This window comes from Streptomyces sp. NPDC058955, assembly GCF_042741435.1.
Lineage (GTDB): Bacteria > Actinomycetota > Actinomycetes > Streptomycetales > Streptomycetaceae > Streptomyces.
The window spans coordinates 103,058-118,406 of record NZ_JBHYKM010000006.1; the positions used below are offsets into that span (position 1 = coordinate 103,058).

General features: G+C 73.0%; 16 protein-coding genes. 13 read left to right on the forward strand and 3 right to left on the reverse strand.

Going from position 1 to position 15,349, the window contains the following annotated elements; translation table 11 throughout:
• Positions 1-123: 123 nt before the first annotated feature.
• The 6 genes from ACFW1I_RS04750 to ACFW1I_RS04775 all read left to right on the forward strand — a co-directional run bounded on the left by ACFW1I_RS04750 (position 124) and on the right by ACFW1I_RS04775 (position 6,616).
• Positions 124-1,230: a nucleotidyltransferase domain-containing protein gene (locus tag ACFW1I_RS04750; protein ID WP_384666051.1), complete on the forward strand. Its 1,107-nt coding sequence runs from the start codon at positions 124-126 to the stop codon at positions 1,228-1,230.
• Positions 1,231-1,239: 9 nt separating this feature from the next.
• Entirely contained in the window at positions 1,240-2,613 is a 1,374-nt protein-coding gene (locus ACFW1I_RS04755; protein WP_384666053.1) for a TldD/PmbA family protein, read from the forward strand.
• The gene (locus ACFW1I_RS04760; RefSeq protein WP_384666055.1) at positions 2,610-3,950 is read left to right on the forward strand and encodes a metallopeptidase TldD-related protein; all 1,341 of its coding nucleotides are present in this window, start codon (positions 2,610-2,612) and stop codon (positions 3,948-3,950) included. Before ACFW1I_RS04755 ends, ACFW1I_RS04760 begins: the two co-directional genes overlap by 4 nt.
• An 88-nt stretch (positions 3,951-4,038) precedes the next feature.
• Complete coding sequence (locus tag ACFW1I_RS04765; protein ID WP_384666057.1) at positions 4,039-5,019, forward strand: ATP-binding cassette domain-containing protein; 981 nt, start codon at positions 4,039-4,041, stop codon at positions 5,017-5,019.
• Complete coding sequence (locus ACFW1I_RS04770) at positions 5,016-5,813, forward strand: hypothetical protein (protein WP_384666059.1); 798 nt, start codon at positions 5,016-5,018, stop codon at positions 5,811-5,813. Before ACFW1I_RS04765 ends, ACFW1I_RS04770 begins: the two co-directional genes overlap by 4 nt.
• Before the next feature lie 5 nt (positions 5,814-5,818).
• The gene (locus ACFW1I_RS04775; protein ID WP_384666061.1) at positions 5,819-6,616 is read left to right on the forward strand and encodes an ABC transporter permease; all 798 of its coding nucleotides are present in this window, start codon (positions 5,819-5,821) and stop codon (positions 6,614-6,616) included.
• A gap of 150 nt (positions 6,617-6,766) precedes the next feature.
• On the opposite strand, the gene ACFW1I_RS04780 is transcribed toward ACFW1I_RS04775, so the two are convergent.
• Entirely contained in the window at positions 6,767-7,264 is a 498-nt protein-coding gene (locus tag ACFW1I_RS04780; RefSeq protein ID WP_384666063.1) for a CYTH domain-containing protein, read from the reverse strand.
• Between the two features lie 153 nt (positions 7,265-7,417).
• On the reverse strand, positions 7,418-7,912 hold the full coding sequence (locus tag ACFW1I_RS04785; RefSeq protein WP_384666065.1) for an Lrp/AsnC family transcriptional regulator: 495 nt from the start codon (positions 7,910-7,912) through the stop codon (positions 7,418-7,420).
• A gap of 147 nt (positions 7,913-8,059) precedes the next feature.
• Between ACFW1I_RS04785 and ACFW1I_RS04790 the strand changes: the two genes are divergently transcribed.
• The gene (locus ACFW1I_RS04790) at positions 8,060-9,037 is read left to right on the forward strand and encodes a DMT family transporter (protein WP_384666067.1); all 978 of its coding nucleotides are present in this window, start codon (positions 8,060-8,062) and stop codon (positions 9,035-9,037) included.
• On the forward strand, positions 9,030-10,244 hold the full coding sequence (locus tag ACFW1I_RS04795) for an aromatic amino acid transaminase (RefSeq protein ID WP_384666069.1): 1,215 nt from the start codon (positions 9,030-9,032) through the stop codon (positions 10,242-10,244). The genes ACFW1I_RS04790 and ACFW1I_RS04795 overlap by 8 nt, the downstream gene beginning before the upstream one ends.
• Here ACFW1I_RS04795 and ACFW1I_RS04800 read toward each other — a convergent pair.
• On the reverse strand, positions 10,231-11,010 hold the full coding sequence (locus tag ACFW1I_RS04800) for an HAD-IIA family hydrolase (RefSeq protein WP_384666071.1): 780 nt from the start codon (positions 11,008-11,010) through the stop codon (positions 10,231-10,233). The two genes, ACFW1I_RS04795 and ACFW1I_RS04800, sit on opposite strands and share 14 nt — an antisense overlap.
• A 261-nt stretch (positions 11,011-11,271) precedes the next feature.
• On the opposite strand from ACFW1I_RS04800, the gene ACFW1I_RS04805 reads away from it, so the two are divergent.
• The 5 genes from ACFW1I_RS04805 to ACFW1I_RS04825 all read left to right on the forward strand — a co-directional run.
• Positions 11,272-11,934 carry a hydrolase gene (locus tag ACFW1I_RS04805; RefSeq protein ID WP_189805841.1) on the forward strand — a complete coding sequence of 221 codons (663 nt, stop codon included), beginning with the start codon at positions 11,272-11,274 and terminating at the stop codon, positions 11,932-11,934.
• A gap of 5 nt (positions 11,935-11,939) precedes the next feature.
• Positions 11,940-12,446 (forward strand): DoxX family membrane protein, encoded by a 507-nt coding sequence (locus tag ACFW1I_RS04810; RefSeq protein WP_384666073.1) that lies wholly within the window; start codon positions 11,940-11,942, stop codon positions 12,444-12,446.
• 105 nt (positions 12,447-12,551) lie between these two features.
• On the forward strand, positions 12,552-13,130 hold the full coding sequence (locus ACFW1I_RS04815; RefSeq protein WP_384666075.1) for a Dps family protein: 579 nt from the start codon (positions 12,552-12,554) through the stop codon (positions 13,128-13,130).
• Complete coding sequence (locus ACFW1I_RS04820; protein ID WP_384666076.1) at positions 13,130-14,554, forward strand: dihydrolipoyl dehydrogenase family protein; 1,425 nt, start codon at positions 13,130-13,132, stop codon at positions 14,552-14,554. Before ACFW1I_RS04815 ends, ACFW1I_RS04820 begins: the two co-directional genes overlap by 1 nt.
• Before the next feature lie 175 nt (positions 14,555-14,729).
• The coding region (locus ACFW1I_RS04825; protein ID WP_384666078.1) for an alpha/beta fold hydrolase at positions 14,730-15,349 on the forward strand (620 nt) is incomplete at its 3' end.

Below are 15,349 nucleotides of genomic sequence, written 5' to 3' on the forward strand. Positions count from 1 at the left end.
TCACAAAAACCCCATAACCACCAAAAATACCACAACAACGCAAAAATCCCACAAACATACACCCCCCCGGCGGACCCCGCCCCACCCCCCCCCCCGGCGGCGGACGAAGGGACCTGTTCGGACATGGCACGCTCAGTCGTTGCTGAGAAGATGGAAGCGGCCCGGCGACTGGGCCACGTGATCGCCGAACAGAACCCAGCGGTGGACTCGGTGTACCTGGCCGGCAGCCTCACCGCCGGTCTCGGCAACCCCACCAGCGATGCCGACCTGTTCGTGCTGTGCGAGACCGACTCCGACGAGGAGGACTTCCCGACGCAGTACAGCGTCGACGGCCACCGCGTCGACGTCGAGCGCTTCACGGTCGCCCGCGCCCGCCGGACCGTCGAGGACGTCGCTTCCTTCCGGCTGCACCGCGATCGGCTGACCGACCTCCACAAGCTCGCGGACCCCCTGGACTTCGTCTTCCGGCTCCGCAGCTCCGAGACGGTGGTGGACTCGCCCGCACTCGACGCCCTCCGCCGCCAGGTGGACACCTCGCTCCCCGACATCCAGCGCACCGCGGTCAACTACGCGGCGATCGCCATCAACGGTGCCCTGGAGGACTTCCTCGGCGCCGCGGTCGAGGGCGACTTCGACACCGCCGCCTACGCCGGCCAGCGCCTGACCGCACACGCGGGCAAGGCCGTCGTCTTCGCCTCCGGCGACCTGTACTTCAGCAACAAGTGGGTCTACAAGCAGCTCCACCGTCTCGGGCTGAAGAACTTCCCGATGGACGCCTTCACTTCCTACCAGCGCGGCAGCTGGGCGGAGGGCGGTACGGAACAGGCCGAGGCGCTGATCTTCTTCGCCCAGACCTGGATCGCCGTCGCGCAGCTCCTGGGCTCGGCGAGCGTCCCGGTCGACGCGTGGCCGGTCCGGCCGGCCGAGTCCGCGCCCGCGGCGGACGGGTTCTGGCGCAACCCCTCGTACAACGTGCTCACCGTGGACACGGGCGTCCTGCTGCACTGGGAGCTGCGCCGGCAGCTCGTCCTCAAGGAGCACATCGCCTACGTCTGGGCCCTGTGCGACGGCCGCACGCAGGAGGAGATCAGCGCCGGCGTCACCGCCCTGGCCGCGTACGTCCCCTCCCTGGCATCGCTCGACGACGCCCGCATCGGGACGGTCCTGGACGCCCTGAAGGCCAAGTCCCTCGTCTCCACGACCCCGTACGCCGCCCTCGACGCGGTCTGAGGACGCCGGATGAACAGTCAGGAAGCCCCCCGGCACGATGAGCCGGCGCCCGACGAGCAAGGGCTGCTCGAACTGGCGGAGTGGACGTTGGCGAAGCTGGCGGATGCCGCGGACTACGCCCAGGTCTACGCCTCCCGCAGCCTGACCGTGCACTCCGAGGCGTACGACGGCCAGACCCTCGCCACGGGCCTCGAACCGATGACCGGTGTGGGCTGCCTGGTCCGGCAGGGCGCCCGCTGGCGGTACCGGCACGTCACCCCGTCCTCACTGGGGCGGCTCGCTTCCTGGCTGGACGCGTCCGCGTCGCCTTCCACGGGGGACGCGCCCGCCGACGCCCTGCTGAGGGGACCCCGTCCCCTCGGACACGTCCCCACCCCCGCGGGGCAGTGGCCGGCCCCCGACCCCCGCACGGAGTACTCGCTCCTGGTCATGGAGGACTTCACCGCGCGCGCCTTCGCCGTCGCCGACACCGACGGCGTCCGCGCGGCCTGCGCGGACCGGGTGCTGCGCCAGCGCGTGAAGGCCACGGTGACCGTCGGCGGCCACCCGTACCGGGGCATGAACAGGAGAGTGCTCCGGGGAGCGGCGATCGCGGAGGCCGCGCGGGGCACCGAGGACCTCGTGCGCGTCGCCCTGGACCACGCCCTGGACGCCTCCGTCGCCACCCTCGCGGGCCCCCGGCGCACCCCCGTCGTCTTCGGCCCCTCCGCCGGCGCCGGATTCCTGCACGAACTGGTGGGCCACGCCCTGGAGGGCGACAACTTCGCCCTGGGCAGCCCCTATACGACCCGGCTGCGCCGCCCCGGCGTCCTGCCCCCCGCCCTGACCGTCGAGGACGACCCCACCCTCCCCGACGGCTACGGTTCCTACGCGATCGACGACGAGGGAACACCGGCCCGCACCACCCCCCTGCTGTCCGGCGGTGACATCGGCGCGCCCCTGGCCTCCGTCCGCACCGTGCACCGCAGTGGCGACGCCCCGACCGGCAACGGCCGCCGCCGCAGCTACCGCGACCTCGCCATACCCCGGGCGAGCAACACCGTCGTCCGACCCGGGGGAGACCGCGCGGCGGAGCTCCTCGCCGTCGGGCCGCAGGGCCTGTTGTACGTGGGATGCCTCGGGGCCGGGATGATCAACCTGATGACGGGGGAGTACTCGTTCTCCGCACTCGACTGCACCTTCCTCACACCCGACGGCCACCGCGTCCCGGTCCGCGACGTGAGCCTCTTCGGCGACGCCCTGGACGCGCTGGAACGCGTCGAGGGCATCGGAGCGGACGTCGGCGGCGACAGCGTCAGCTGCGGCAAGCAGGGCCAGATGATCGGCATCGGCATCTACTCACCCACCATGCGGTTCGCCGCACTGGATTGGAGCGCGGGATGAGGCGGATCGACAGTGCGATGCCCGGGGCGCTCGCGGTGGCCGACGCGGTGGAGCACCACCTCCGGCCCGGTGAACGGTCCCGCCTCTTCCTGGAGAGGACCGCCCGGCGCAGCCTCGCGGTCCAGACGGAGTCCGGCCGCAAGGGCCTCTCGGTGCACGACGGTTCCCACAGCGGCTATCTGGCACTGGCCGCCGACGGCCGGGAGTGCTACCTCAACCTGCCCGAGGTCACCGTCCCCGACGTGCCGGAGCTGATCGCCCTCGGCCGGGAGCTGCACGGTCTGGCCGAGGGCCTGCCGTCGTACGCCCCCGCCGCCGACCCCCGCACCACGGCGGTGGCCTTCGAAGGGCACTGGGAAACGGGCCTGCCCCTGGACCTGGAGACGTTCGCCGCGGATCCGTCCCCGGTCGTCGACGTCATCCGGTCCGCCGCCGGGTCGTCCGCCCTGCTGCAGAGCGTCCACCTGACGGAGATCGTCGGCGAGTCGCTCTTCGCCCGGTCGCACGGCGCCCGCGCCGCGGGCGTACGCCGGGGCGTGGAGCTCCAGGCGGTCGCCCGCTGCCCCGACACGGGGAGCACCACCGTCCTCACCCGCTACGCCGCGGGTCTGGACACGGTCGACGTCGAGGGCCTCGGCAGGGAACTGGCACTCGCCACCGGCAGCGACGCCTCGGGCGCGCGGGCCTTCGACGGCGACCAGGTCGTGTTCAGCCCCACCGCCACGGCCCAGCTGCTCCAGCACCTCACCACCACGCTGCTGGTCACGCCGCTGACCGGGGCAGGACCCCTGCGTACCGCGGTGATCGACGACCCGACAGCTCCGGGCGGCCGGGCGGCGGGGGCCTTCGACTGCGAGGGAACGGCCACCGCACGCACCGAACTGGTCGGCCGCGACGGGACGCAGAACCGCGTCGCGAGCCGGTTGCGCGCCCTGCCCGGGACGGCGGGCGGCGAAGCCGGCCCGCTGACCGGACACGCGCGCTGGGATCCTGCCGAGAGCTTCCCCAAGCCCTCCGCGCACAACGTCGGCCTGGCGCCGTGCGGGACCGTTCCGGACCCGTACGCCGGCGAGCACGCCGTCGTCGTCGACGTACGGAGCCTGGGCGTGGGACTGCTCCGGTCCGGCGGCCGCCTGGCCTTCCGGCTGAGGATCGTCCGCACCGTGGACGGTCGGCGGCGCGAGGTCTTCGCCCCCCTGGCGGTCGCCGGCGGGGCCGGTGACTTCCTGGCCGCGGTCCTGGCCGTGGGCGAGTCCGTCTCCTACGCGCCGGGCCCGCTCTCCACGGCGGCGGCACCGCTGGTCATGAGCCTCTCGGGACTGACCCTCGCGCCGTAGGCCCCGCCCGTCCCGGGACACGTCCGGCACGTCCCGGGACGTGTCCGGCAAGTCCTCCTGTCCGCCCCCCCCAGAAAGTGCACGCGTCATGGTGGCAGAAAGCCCTGCAGCCGTCCCCGACCAGGGGACGCACCCGGCCCGGTTGGTCGTCAAGAACCTCCGCCGGGACTTCACCACCCCCGACGGCTCGGTCCGCCGGGCCGTGGACGACATCGACCTGACCGTCCGTGCCGGAGAACTGGTCTCCGTGCTGGGCCCCAACGGAGCCGGCAAGACCACCATGGTCAAGATGCTGACCGGTCTCCTCCTCCCGACGTCCGGGACGGTCCTCCTCGACGGCCACGACGTCGTCCGCGACCGCCGCCGAGCCTCCCTCGCGTGCGGGTTCACCCTGGGGGGTGACAACGGCCTCTATCCGCGCCTGTCGGCCGTGAAGAACCTGACCTTCTTCGGGCTGATGTACGGCCTGCGCGGAGCGGCGCTGGACCGGCGGGCCGAGGAACTGCTCGCGGAGGTCGGTCTCGCCGACCGCGGCAAGGACATGGTGTCGTCCTTCTCCCGCGGCATGAAGCAGCGGCTGCACATCGCGAAGGCCCTGCTGCACGATCCGGCGGTGATCATCCTGGACGAGCCGTCCGCCGGCCTGGACCCGCAGTCGGCCGCCTCCATGCGCGCCCTCGTCTCCCGGCTCTCCGGCGAAGGCCGCGCCATTCTCCTCACCACGCACGACATGCGGGAAGCCGAGCAGCTCAGCGACCGCATCGTGCTCATGAAGGACGGCCGGGTCCACACCGAGTCGACGGCCGCCGGACTCCGGACGGCCGCCGCGGAACGCATGGGCCACTCGGTCCGGGTGGAGTTCGCCGACGGCGAGGTCCCGGAGCGGCTCGGCACCTGCCCGGGCCTCATGGGACAGGAGAGCAAGGACGGCTCCGCCACCCTGCGCGTCCGTGACGGCGCGGCCTCGGTGCAGTGGATCCTGGCGACGTTCCCCTCCGCCACGACCAGCATCTCGGTCACTCCTCCGACGCTGGAGGAGGTCTTCCTGGACGTGGTGTCGGCGTCATGAGCACCGTGTCGCTCCGCGCGTCCGCGGCCCGCTTCCGCCTCGGCCTCCTGCCCACCTTCCGGCGGGCCGTCGTGGACCAGCTCCGCCTGCACGCCTCCAGCCCGATGGCCGTCTTCTCCACCCTGGCCATGCCGTGCGTCTTCGCCTTCCTCGTCCACCGGATGGCCGTCGCGGCCGGCGGCGCCGAAGAGGCCACCAGCGACCTGGCCGTGGGCTCGGCCGGCATCGGCATGCTCGACTCGATCATCGTGCTGGTCGTCTTCAGCATGATGGGCGAGAAGCGGTGGAAGACCCTGTACGCGGCCCTCGGCAGCCCCGGTGGCATGGTGCCGGTGGTCCTGGGGCGTCTGACCGGCATCGCCGTGCAGTCGCTGACGGCGCTTCCCGGCACCTTCGTGGTCCTCGCCCTGCTGTGGGGCGTCCATGACACCTTCGCCTGGGGACGCTGGCTCGCGGGGGGCCTCGTTCTGGCCCTCTCCACGTCCGCGGTGGTGGGCCTGCTCGGCTTCTGCGTCCTGCGTTACCCGTACTCGGCGGGCATGACCAACGGGCTGACCGGCCTGGTGATGGCCCTCAGCGCCCTCGTGGTACCGCAGTCGGCGCTCCCCGCGCCCGCCAGGGCCGTGGCCGAACTCCTCCCGCAGTCCCACGCCATGGCCTGGGTGCGCGGGGGCGACCACGTCGAGCTGGTGTACGCGCTCGGTCTCACCGCGGCCTTCACCGTCCTGGTTGTCCTGTCCGTCCGGCGGGTGGAGCACCTGGCCCGCCGCCAGGCCCTTCCCCTGGAGTTCTGATGTCCATGGCGACGCGACCGACCACCCCGCACCGGTTCCGGGAGGGCTCGTACGACGTGGTGCGGGGGGCGCTGCTCTCCTACCGGGCCCTCTTCACCTGGCTCAACCCGCTGGGGTACATCAGCTCCCGCATCGTCCGGCCGATCGGCATGGCCATCGCCTTCACCTCGCTGTCGTCCCACTACGGTGCGGGCATCGGCAGGATGCTGGCCGGATCGAGCCTGCTCGCCGGTGCCGGTGCCGTCCTGTACGGCATGGCGCTGTCCGTCGGCAACGAGAGGTCCTTCGGCACCCTCGGCTCCTGGCTGGCATCGCCCCAGAACAAACTCGGCACCGCCTGCCAGCGTGCCCTCCCCCACCTCGCCGACGGCTTCGTGGGCGGAATGTGCACGTACGTGATCTGCTGTCTGCTCTACGGCGTCTTCCCGCTCGACGTGCCGACGTTCGCGGCGATCCTCGCGGTGGGCGTCTGCGCCGCCGCCGGACTCGGGATGGCCCTCGCGGCGCTGGCCCTGGTGGTGGAGGACCTCTTCATCGGACCGAACGCCGCCGAACTGGTCCTCATGATGCTGACCGGCACCCTGGTCCCGGTGCACGACCTGCCGGCTCTCCTCCGGCCCCTCAGCGAGGCGGTACCGCTCACGAACGCCATGCGCCTGGTGGACGCGGACCTCGCCAACGCTCCCTGGGACGCCGGGGCGCTGTGGACGGAACTCGCCGTGGGAGGGGCCTGGTTCGCGGCCGGCTCCGGCATGCTCCTCCTGGCCGCACGCCGTGCGGCCGCCCGCACCTCCCTGACCTGAACCGGTCTGCGCACCGCCGCACCGTGGCCCTCCGTCCGGGCCGCGGCACGGCCGCACCGGGGAGGGGGACGGCCCGGATCAAGGACGAGCCGGATCAAGGACGGGCCGATCAGGGACGGGCCGAGCGGGGACGGGCCGAGCGGGGACGGATCAGCGGCGCGCGTTCGACCGGCTCAGATGGCGGTTCCCCCATTCCTTCCGCCCCGTCACCTCCGGTCCGAACCACGACGGCGGCCGAAAATTCCGTGCCTGTTCCACGTCATTGAATTCGACCTCGACCACCCGAAGCCCCGCGTGCGCGCCCGCATAGACGTCGACAACCGCCTCAAGGGCGTCCGAGGAATCATCCAGCCGAACCGACCACCGGTCCTTTTCGATCCGGTCGGTCGTCATTTCCCAGATCCGCCGGAACTCTGCGGCGGGGATGGGGAACTCCACTTCCGAGCGGACGTTCACCCCCTCCCCGTGCGCGGCCGCCGGCGATTTCACCGTCATCAGGCACGTCTCGTCCATCGAGCGGACGCGCACCTCCAGCGCCGCTTCCGGCGTGGACAGGTACGCCTGGCGTATGCGGACCCGACGGCTGTTCCGCGGTATTTCCCAGTCCTGTATCACCTGGAATTTGCGTTCAATTTCCAGATCCGCCACAGAATACTCCGTTCACTCGGCGACCGATCAAGAATCCAACCTCCCGTCCCGGGTGTCAATGGAAGCCGGGATTCCTCATGCGCGGCGCGCTCGCGAACCGTGGGGCGTGATCGTTCAGCCGGGTTAAATCGGCCGGTGGACGAATGCCGAGGGTCACCTCCCGGCGCGTTCGGCCTTCGGTCGCGCCGGGAGCCCCGGTCGTGGGTACACCCGGGACTGTTTGACGCTGCCGAAGGCGAAGCTCGACTCGATCGAGGCGATGCCCGGGATGGCGTGGATCCGGGTGCGTACGAGGGTCTCGTACGCCTCCAGGCTCTCGATGACGACGCGGAGCAGGTAGTCGCTGCTGCCGGCCATCAGATAGCAGTCCTGGATGTGATCGATGAGACCGATGTGCTCCTCGAAGACGTTGACGGCCTCGGCGGTGTGGCGCTCCAGCCTGATCCGTACGAAGACGGTGATCGGCAGGCCGAAGGCGACCTGGTCCACAGTGGCCGTGTAACCGCTGATCAGGCCCGACTCCTCCAGGCGGCGCACCCGGCGCAGGCAGGGGGAGGGGGACAGGCGGATCCGGTCGGCGAGGTCCTGGTTGGTCAGCCGGCCGTCCGCCTGCAACTCGTGGATGATCTGGAAGTCCACGGCGTCCATCGTCACTCCTTGGCAGATTCTGCCCTCACGCTATGTCCGGAGGGCAGAACTGGCAATCATCTGCCCCGGCTCCAGCTCTAGCGTTGCTTGCCGGGGCACATGCCGGCTTTCGGTCCGCCCGTACGTCCAGAGCGGGAGGAATCGTCGGTGGTCGCACCACAATCGGTCGCGTCGGAATCGGAGCGGACGCCAGGGCCGCAGGTGCTCGCCGCCGCCCGTCCCCGGGGCCTGTCCCCGCAGGGCGTGGGCATGGTCGCGCTGGTGCTCACCGTGGCGATCTGGGCCGCGTTCGCCCTCAGCGCCCGCGCGCTGAGCGCCTCCACGCTGCTGCCCGCCGACGCCGCCCTGCTGCGGTTCGGTGTGCCCCTCGTGATCCTGGCGCCCGCGCTGTGGCGGCGTCGGCGCCGGCTGGCCGCGGTACGGCCGGGCCCCGCAGTCAAGATCATCTGTGGTGCGGGGGTCCCGTTCTTCCTCGCCGCCATGTACGGCGGATCGCTGACGTCGGCCGCCTTCGTCGGGGCGATCGTGCCCGGCATGGTGCCGCTGTTCGTCTCCGCCCTCATGGTCCTCGGCGGGAAGCGCGCGCCGCGCGGGACGCAGGCGGCCGGTCTCGCCCTCATCGTGGCCGGGGTCGTGGCCCTGGTCTGGCGCTACACCGCCGCCCTCGACGCCGACGTCCTGTTCGGCACGGGAACGCTGCTCGTCGCCAGCGGTCTGTGGGCGCTGTACACCGTGGGGCTGCGCGAGGTGGACCTCGACCCCGTCGGGTCGATCGGCCTGCTGTGCCTGCCGTCCTTCGCCGTCATCGCGCTCCTCGCCCTGACCGGCGTCCTGCCCACCGGCCTCGCCCGGGCGGCCGGCGGCGACATCCTGCTCTTCCTCGTCGTCCAGGGCCTGGGCGTCGGCCTGTGCGCCGGGCTGCTGTACGCGTTCGCCATCCGCCGGCTCGGCCCGGAACGCAGCTCGGTCGTCGGCAGCCTCAGCCCGGTCGCCGTCGTCCTGCTCGCCGTGCCCCTGCTCGACGAGTCGCCGACCCTGCCCGTCGTGGTCGGCGTCCCCCTCATCACCCTCGGCGTCGCACTCGCCAACCGGCGCCCCCGAACCAAGGTTTCCCCCGATGCTTGAGCTTCTTCCCGCCCCGCCCGTGGACCCGCTGTGGGACCTGGCGGCGGAGTTCGCCGCCGACCCGCGCCCCGAGCGCCTCGACCTCGTCCTCGGCGTCTACCGCGACCCCAGCGGGGTCACCCCGGTGATGGCGGCGGTCAGGAAGGCCGAGATCCACCTGGCGGAACGTTCCGGCACCAAGGAGTACCTCGGCCTGTCGGGCAACACCGCCTTCAACCGCGCCATGCTGTCGCTCGTCCTGGGCTCCGAGGAGCTGACCGCACGGGCGACGGGCGTCCAGACCGTGGCCGGCACCGGGGCCCTGCGCCTCCTCGCCGACCTCGTCCAGCAGACGCGCCCCGGCGCCACCGTGTGGATCAGCGACCCCGCGTACGTCAACCACCGCCCCATCCTGGAAGGCGCCGGGCTCACCGTCCGGACCTACCGCTGGCGCGACGAAACCGGTCGGCCGGACACCGAGGGCATGCTCGACGACCTGGCCGAGGCGCACCGCGGCGACGTCGTCCTGTTGCAGGGCTGCTGCCACAACCCCACCGGCGTGGACCCCTCCTTCGGAACCTGGGAGGCGCTCGCCGCCCTCGCCGCGGCCAACGGCTGGGTCCCCTTCGTCGACCTCGCCTACCACGGCCTCGGCGACGGACTCGCCGCCGACCTGGCACCCACCCGGATGCTGGCGGAACGCCTTCCCGAGGTGCTGATCGCCGTCAGCTGCTCGAAGAACTTCGGCCTCTACAGCGACCGCACCGGATGCGCCATCGTCCTCGGCTCGTCGAAGCGGACCCTGCGGCACGTCGAGACCGCCCTGCAGAACGCCGCCCGCACCCTGTACTCGATGCCGCCCGACCACGGCGCCGCGATCGTCGCCACCGTCCTGGACGACGAGGGCCTGCGGACCGAATGGCTCGCGGAACTCGACGCGATGCGCCACCGGATCACGGCCAACAGGACCGACCTCGTCGCCCACCTCCGCGCCCTCGGGCACGAGGAGGAGGCACGGTCCCTCGCCCACCAGAAGGGCATGTTCTCGATGCTGCCCCTGACGCCGGACGGGATGCGCCGGATGCGCCGCCGGTCCGGCATCTACGGAACGGCCGCCGGGCGCATCAACATCGCGGGCGTCCCCGCGCACCGGATCCCGTTCCTGGCCCACGGCATCGCCACCGCCCTGCGGACGCCGCACACCGCGCCCGCGGTCACCTCCGGTTGAGCAGGGCGGGCAGGTCGGCGAAGGAGTCCAGGACGTGGTCGGGCGTCCCCGAGGCGGCGCGGTGCGTCTCGGGCAGGTACTTCCCCGTCCTCACCAGTACGCCGGTGATGCCGGACCGCTGGGCGGCCAGCACGTCGGACTCGATGTCGTCGCCGACCATCAGCGCCTCCGACGCGTCGACGCCGAGATGACCGAGGGCGCTCGCGAAGAACGCCGGAGCCGGTTTGCCCGTCACCTGCGCCTCGACGCGGGCGGCCTTCTCCAGCCCCTCCAGGAAGGCCCCCGTGTCCAGGTCGAGCCCGCCCTCGGTGCGCCAGAACAGATTCCGGTGCATCGACACCAGCCGGGCCCCGCGCCGCAGTTGCCGGAACACCCGGTTGAGGGCCTCGTAGCCGAACTCGGCCCCCGCGCCCCCGAGCACGACGACGTCGGCGTCACCCTCCTCGACGAGCGTGACGCCCTCCAGATCGTCCCGCACGTCTCCGCTGTTGAGCAGCAGGCAGCGCGCACCGGGGAAGTGCTCCCGCAGATGCGCCGCCGTCGCCACCGGGGCGGTCAGGATGTCCCCGGCACCGACGGGGAAGCCGAGGCCGGCCAGCCGCGAGGCGATGGCCGCCCGCGTCCGTGACGTGTTGTTCGTGGCCAGCGCCACCCGCGGCCCGGCCTCGCGCACCTGCTCCAGGGCCCGGACCGCCCCGGGCAGCGGCTTCCAGGACACGGTGAGGACGCCGTCGATGTCGACCAGGGCAGCCCGGATTCGCTCCATGTCCCGACGGTATCCCCAGGGCCCCCGACCTGCCGCCCGCTCGTGACCGGCGCGCCCCCGTGCGAGGGGCGCCGGCGCCGCGGCCGAGCGCGGTTCGCGCCGGTGGCACCGTGCGGCGTCCGTCCTCGACCGGTTGTGCGCTGTCGTGCCAACCCCTGGGCGCAGGAGGTCAACTCGGGCGGTCGGGTCGCTCGTAGCGTGAGGGCGTGCCGAGCCGCGGAGGCGGTGGGCACCCATCCGACGGCTTCGAAAGGACCCCTCATGTTCGACATCGACAAGGTGCAGGCCGCTCCGAGCAAGGACCTGCTCACGCCCGACAACGCGGTCATGCTCTTCGTGGACCACCAGCCGCAGATGTTCTTCGGCACCGGCAGCGGCGACCGCGCCGCGATCATCAACAGCACCGTGGGCCTCGCCAAGGCGGCCAAGGCGTTCGACGTGCCGGCCGTCCTCACCACGGTCGCCGCCGAGTCCTTCTCCGGCCCCCTGCTGCCGCAGCTCGCCGAGGTGTTCCCCAAGAACGAGATCATCGACCGCACCACCATGAACGCCTGGGAGGACGAGGCGCTCGTCGCGGCGGTCAAGGCGACCGGTCGCAAGAAGATCGTCCTGTCGGGCCTGTGGACCGAGGTCTGCCTGGTGCTGCCCGCGCTCTCCGCGCTGGAGCAGGGCTACGAGGTGTACGTCGTGACCGACGCCTCCGGCGGCGTCAGCCCGGCCGCCCACGAGCACGCCCTGCAGCGGATGATCGCCGCCGGCGCCGTCCCGGTGACCTGGGTCCAGGTGCTGCTGGAGCTGCAGCGCGACTGGGCGCGCCAGGAGACGTACGGCGACGTCATGGAGATCGTCAAGGCCCACGCGGGCGCGTACGGCCTGGGTGTCGTGTACGCGCAGTCGGTCATCGGCGCGCACGCGGCCGGCTGACCTCCGTGGACACCGGCATTCTGATCCTGCGTCTGCTGGTGGGACTGCTCGTCGCCGGGCACGGGGTGCAGAAGGTCAGCTCGCACCTGGGCGGCAAGGGACTGCAGGGCGGGACGGAGGAGTTCCGCGCCGACGGCTTCCGGGGCGGTGCCCTCACCGCGCTGGCGGCGGGCGGCGGGCAGATCGGCTCGGGTCTGCTGCTCGCCTCCGGCCTGCTGACCCCGCTCGCCGCGACCGGCGCCATCGGGGTCATGACGGTCGCGCTCACCGTGAAGTGGCGCCACGGGCTCTGGGTGCAGAACGACGGATACGAGTACCCGCTCGTCCTCATCGGCACCGCCGCCGCCCTCGCCGCCACCGGCCCCGGCGCCTGGTCCCTCGACGCGGTCCTCGGCCTCACGCCGTACCCGCTGTGGTGGGCCGCGCTCGCGCTCGTGGCCGGTCTCGGCAGCGGACTCCTCACCCGGCTCGTGCTGCACCGGCTCCCCGCCCCGGCGAACGCCGAGCGCTGAGCGCGAGCCGCGCGGACCGGGTCCGGCTGTCCGCGTTCCCCCGCCCGGCCGGCCGGGCCCTTCCCCCCAGCACTCCCACCCCCCTCTCCCGAACAGGAGCACCCGATGGACACCCTCACGACCCCGCACGGCGGCGGCCAGCCGCTGCTGCACCAGAAGGGCGCCGAGACCCAGGCGTTCGGCACGCTCAAGCAGCTGCCGATCGGCCTCGGGCACGACACCCGCATGTACGCCTGCCAGCGGCTGAACCGCGTCCTCGCCGACACGCAGATCCTCTACTCCCTCTACAAGAAGCACCACTGGCTCATGCGCGGGGCGACCTTCTACTCGCTCCACCTGATGCTCGACAAGCACGCGGAGGCCCAGCTGGCCATCGTGGACGCGCTGGCCGAGCGGGTGCAGAGCCTCGGCGGCGTCGCCGTCGGAGACCCGCGCCACGTCGCGGAGCTGACGACGGTCCCCAGGCCGCCGGACGGCGTGGAGCCGGTGCCCGTCATGCTGTCGCGGCTCCTCGACGCGCACGAGCGGATCCTGATCGACGCGCGGGACGCCGCCGCCCGGCTCTCCCAGGAGGGCGACGAGGGCAGCACCGACCTGCTCGTCTCCGACGTGGTCCGGACCGGCGAGGCGCAGGTGTGGTTCCTGGCCGAGCACCTCGTGGACACCCCGCTGGTGCGCGGCTGATGGACACCTACGACGTCGTCGTGGTCGGTGGCGGACCGGCCGGCGAGGTCGTCGCCGACCGGGCCGTCCGATCGGGACTGACCGCCGTCGTCGTCGAGGCCGACGAGGTCGGCGGCGAGTGCTCGTACCGCGCCTGCGTGCCGAGCAAGGCCCTGCTCCGGCCGGGTGCGGCCCTGGCCGCCGCGCGGTCGGCCGACGGGGCCCGCCAGGCGGTGACGGCGGCACTCGACCCGGCGGCCGTGCTGGCCCGCCGCGACCGCTTCACCGGGCGCGGCGACGACACCGGCCAGGCCGACTGGCTCGACGGTGCGGGCGTCGCGCTCGTACGGGGGCACGGACGGCTCGCCGGTGAGCGCCGGGTGGCGGTGACGGGGGCCGACGGCACGGTCCGTACCCTGCGCGCCCGGCGCGCGGTCGTGGTCTCCACCGGCACGGAACCCGCCCTTCCGCCGGTCGAGGGGCTCGACCGGATCGGTGTGTGGACCAACCGGCAGGCCACCACGGCCGATGCGGTGCCCGAGCGGCTCGTCGTCATCGGCGGGGGCGTGGTGGCCTGCGAGATGGCCACCGCCTGGCGCTCGCTCGGCGCCTCCGTCACCCTGCTGGTCCGTGACCAGGCCCTGCTGACCGGCTGGGAGCCGTGTGCCGGAGAGGAGGTCACCCGGGGGCTGGGCGATCTGGGCGTCACGATCCGCTTCGGGGTGTCGGCCGTCCGGGTCGCCCGCGACGGCGACACCCGCGCGGTGACCGTGCACACCGACGACGGCGCCGCCCTCGTCTGCGACGAGGTCCTCGCCGCCGTCGGACGGCGCCCGCGCACCGCGGACCTCGGCCTGGACTCCGTGGGACTGCCGGCCGGCGACTGGCTCCCGGTGGACGACACCTGCCGGGTCACCGCGGTCGAGGGCGACTGGCTCTACGCCGTCGGCGACGTCAACCGCCGTGCGCCGCTGACCCACATGGCCAAGTACCAGGCCCGTGCCTGCGCCGCGGCGATCGCGGAGCGGGCCGCCGGACGCCCCGCCGAGACCGGCGGCCGGCAGCCGTGGAGCGCGGAGGCCGACCGCGTCGCCGTCCCGCAGGCCGTCTTCACCCGCCCCGAGGTCGCGAGCGTCGGCCTCACGGAGCGCGCGGCACGCGAGGCGGGCCTCGCGGTCCGCGTGGTGGAGTACCGCATCGACGACGTCGCCGGTGCCGCGCTCCACGCGGACGACTACCGCGGCCTCGCCAAGCTCGTCGTCGACGAGGCACGGGGCGTCGTCGTCGGCTGCACGCTCACCGGCCCTATGGCGACCGAACTCCTCCACACCGCCACCGTGGCCATCGTGGGCGAGGTCCCCGTGGAGCGCCTGTGGCACGCCGTGCCCGCCTTCCCGACGGTGAGCGAGGTCTGGCTCCGCCTCCTGGAGGCGTACGGCCTCTGAGCCGGACACCGCCCGACCACCCCACCCGCCCGGCCCGGCCGCCGCACCGTCCGGCCTGAGTGGCGAACCCGCCCGGCCCGATCGCCGCACCCCACCTGACCTGCGTACCCGCCCGGCGTACCCGCCCGCCCGGCCGCGTACACCCGAACGTCCCACCACCCGACAAGGAACCCCCATGCATCCCACGAGGCGCACCCTCGCCCTCGGCCTCGCTCTCCCTGCGACGCTGGCCGCCCTGGTCGGCGCCGCCCCGGCCAGCGGACAGGCCGCCGCCGGCGCCGACCGGCACGCGCCCAAGCCCACCATCGTCCTGGTCCACGGGGCGTTCGCGGACGCCTCCAGCTGGAGCGGCACGATCCGGCGGCTGCAGCACGCCGGCTACCCCGTCCTGGCCCCCGCCAACCCGCTGCGCGGCCTCGCCGAGGACACCGCCTACCTGCGCAGCGTGCTGGCCGCCGTCGACGGACCCGTCGTCCTGGTCGGCCACTCCTACGGCGGCGCCGTCATCAGCGGCGCCGCGTTGGGCGACCACCGGGTCAAGGCCCTCGTCTACATCGCCGCGTTCACCCCGGACAAGGGCGAGAGCGCGGCCGAACTCGCCGCCCGGTTCCCCGGCTCGACCCTCGGCGACACCGTGAACCCGCGGTCGTACCCGCTGCCCGGCGGCGGCACCGGCACCGAACTCGTCATCGAACCGGGCAAGTTCCACCGGCAGTTCGCCGCCGACGTCCCCTCCGAGCAGGGGCCGCGGGGCCGCGGCGGCCCCCGCCCCCGCGCGCGGCCCCCGCCCCGGGT